Genomic DNA, 3,086 nt, shown 5'->3' on the forward strand with positions numbered 1-3,086 from the left:
AGTTTGCCAAATACTTTGATGTGGAGCTCCGTCAGATCCCTCTCAGCGAAGGGTCTCTCCATATGAGGCCTGAGCAGCTGAAGGATTACGTGGACGAAAACACAATCTGTGTCGTTCCGACCCTCGGCGTCACCTTCACCGGTGTTTATGAACCCGTGAGGGAAGTTTGCGAGGAGCTGGATAAGATCCAGGCTCAGACAGGTCTGGACGTTCCGGTTCACGTAGACGCCGCATCCGGCGGGTTCGTTGCTCCCTTCCTGCATCCAGAGCTGCTGTGGGATTTCCGCCTCGATCGCGTAAAGTCCATCAACGCCTCCGGCCACAAGTTCGGTCTCGCACCGCTTGGTGTTGGCTGGGTGATCTGGCGCGATAAGAAAGAGCTACCGTCTGATCTGGTGTTCAACGTCGATTATCTGGGCGGCAACATGCCCACCTTCGCACTGAACTTCTCGCGCCCCGGCGGTCAGATCGTCATCCAGTATTACAATTTCATGAGACTAGGCTGGGTAGGCTACAGAGACATCCAGTCAGCCTGCGCTGAGAACGCTCAATATCTCGCCGAAAAACTGGCGGGGCTACCGGAGCTCGACATCCTGTATGACGGCAATGGCGCCCTGCCCTGTGTGTGCTATCGCCTCAAACACCCGGAAAAGGCCCACTACTCGCTCTACGACCTTTCAGAACGGGTGCGCATGAGTGGGTGGCAAATCGCCTCCTACCCATTGCCGGCAGACATGCACGATACGGTCGTCCAACGTATCATGGTACGCCACGGCGTCTCTCATGACGCAGTAGACCAACTCTTTCTCGATATCCGTAAGGCTCTGAACTATCTGGATAAAAACAACATCAAATGGTCAGAAGCAGGGCCAAGCTTCTCTCACGGGTAAAGCATATCACCGTGAGAGAAACCGCCTAAAGATCAGGCCAGCTGCTCAAGCAGCTGCGCCAGATACTCAGGTTCATCCAGATGGTTCTCAACCATCAGCTCAAACTCTTTGTAGGTAGCCACATATTGTACAGCTGCCATGAGAGCTCGTATTTCGCTTTCGCGCGTTGCAAGCGGGTGAGATGAGCCTTTTAATCCTGTGAAATAAGCATCAACAAACGCCTCACCGAGAGATTTATCGATCTCGCACAGGAAGGGATAAACGCCAGCAACATCATAAACCGGCAGGTCCCAGCGGCATTCATCCCAGTCAAGCACACCGACCAACTCGCCAGAATTCTCGCTGATGAGTGTGTTCGGCGGTCCAAAATCACCATGGATCAGGTGTTTTGTCTCATTCAGGCTTCCAAGTTTACCCAGCGCTTCATCAAGCGCCGTCTCCACATCTGTCCAATAAGCAGAGCTCAGATACTTGGCATCGATGTTCTTGGAAGCTTCCAACTCAGAAAGCGCGGCCAACAAGGCAGCTCCTGACTTCAACGTCTCTTTGCTAACACCCGGACGTTCTTGTTCCGCAAATCGAAACGCATCTCGCTCCTCCCAAAGCTTGATGTGCAGATTTGCCAAGGCCTGACCACTCCGGCTGCAGGTCTCAATCTTATCCAGTGGTGGTGTCTCACCTTCGATCAACTCAAAGACAGAGTAGTAAGCACCCTCAACCTCGGTCAAACGCTCCTGATTAACGCCATAAAGCGCCTTCGGAACCTCGTATCCGATCAAATCCTGCAGCAGGTCCAGACATTTGAACTCTGAAAGGATCTGCTCTTCAGTTCTGTTTGGATTGTGACGACGAAGAACAACAGGCTCCTCCCCGTCTATTTCTCCCAACCAGGTTTCATTGGCATGGCCCTCTCCAAATGAGGACCACCTGGTATTTTCCGGCAAGGCAAAAGCTTCATCAAGGAGCTTGATTTCCTGCTTATTCATTTGCTTCCCCCATTAACTCGCCAAAATCTCCCAATGCATAGCGCGTATTGCCATCACGGCCCGTTACTCGTTCTGCATTCAACATTGAATTGACGATAGCTTCCTCTGTAACTTCTGCAGTCGCTCTAAACACCCTGTCAATTCGCCGCTCATCCACTTGTTCCACCGAATGCGTGCGTTTTCTGCTCTTTGTGTCCACTGGATCCGCAGTTGTGAATGCTAAAGCTATATCGCCACTTCCATGACCAAGAAATGAACCAGTTCGTGCAAGTCCTACAGAAGTTCTCTTGGCAACCCGCTTCAACTGGCGTTCGCTGAGCGGCAAGTCCGTTCCAATGATCATGATGATAGACCCTTTTTCAGGTCCGCTCTCATCACGTGCCAGCTTTTCTTCAATCTGTGGCCCTAAATGCTGGCCAGCCAACGTAAAGTCCGGCATCCGGCCCATATTGGAAAGCACAAGCGCACCCACATGGTACTCTTTGTTACCAAGCTTCACCTGACGAGAGGCACTTCCAATGCCCCCTTTCAGGCCGTAACAGGACATCCCACGCCCCGCACCAACCGCACCTTGCTCAAACTCTTCAGAAACCGCTTTAATCGCGTCCAGAGCATGCTGTGGGCGGACATACAACGCACTGATCTTGTTCAGGAAAGCATCATTACATTCAAACACCACTGGATTGATCGTGCCCATCACGAAGTCAATATCCGGCGTTTCTGCCAAGGTATGCTGGATCAGACCTTCGCTCACCGCACCAACGCTTAGCGTGTTCGTCAATAGGATCGGCGTCTCCAGCTCTCCCAGCTCTTCAACCTGCACCAGCCCAACACTCTTGCCAAACCCGTTAAACACATGAGAAGCCGCGCGCGTTCTCAGGTTAAATGCATTCTCACCATGCGTGGTAATCGCGGTCACACCAGTCTGGCAGTCACCATCAGTCAGCGTCACATGTCCGACTTTGACACCCGGAACATCACAAATTGTATTCCGCTGCCCCTTTGGCAAAGACCCAATATTGATTTTCTGAAACATTCCAACCTCTGGCAAAAATCGTAGAGCACTCAAGTGTTACCAGTCCTATTTCATAGTTAATCAGCAAACAACGCTACCAGCCGCTTTCCCAGCCAAAATCAGGAAAGCGCTCACTCGCAATTGGCTGACCAATTCCACCGCCGATGCCCTCTCTTTTTATGGCTTGAATGATTT

General features: G+C 51.8%; 3 protein-coding genes. 1 reads left to right on the forward strand and 2 read right to left on the reverse strand.

Going from position 1 to position 3,086, the window contains the following annotated elements; genetic code table 11:
- On the forward strand, nt 1-890 hold an 890-nt coding region (locus PPL9_RS34460), incomplete at its 5' end, for a glutamate decarboxylase (RefSeq protein ID WP_244273481.1).
- A gap of 32 nt (nt 891-922) precedes the next feature.
- Here PPL9_RS34460 and PPL9_RS26130 read toward each other — a convergent pair.
- Entirely contained in the window at nt 923-1,876 is a 954-nt protein-coding gene (locus PPL9_RS26130; RefSeq protein WP_057465455.1) for an aminoglycoside phosphotransferase family protein, read from the reverse strand.
- Complete coding sequence (locus PPL9_RS26135) at nt 1,869-2,912, reverse strand: P1 family peptidase (RefSeq protein WP_057465456.1); 1,044 nt, start codon at nt 2,910-2,912, stop codon at nt 1,869-1,871. The genes PPL9_RS26130 and PPL9_RS26135 overlap by 8 nt, the downstream gene beginning before the upstream one ends.
- Between the last annotated feature and the right edge of the window lie 174 nt (nt 2,913-3,086).

The sequence above is a fragment of the Pseudovibrio sp. POLY-S9 genome (assembly GCF_001431305.1).
Taxonomy (GTDB): domain Bacteria; phylum Pseudomonadota; class Alphaproteobacteria; order Rhizobiales; family Stappiaceae; genus Pseudovibrio.

What these genes read in the sequence shown, in the direction of transcription:
- PPL9_RS26130 (WP_057465455.1), bottom strand. Translation starts at nt 1,876, where the DNA reads ATGAATAAGCAGGAAATCAAGCTCCTTGATGAAGCTTTTGCCTTGCCG.
- PPL9_RS26135 (WP_057465456.1), bottom strand. Translation starts at nt 2,912, where the DNA reads ATGTTTCAGAAAATCAATATTGGGTCTTTGCCAAAGGGGCAGCGGAAT.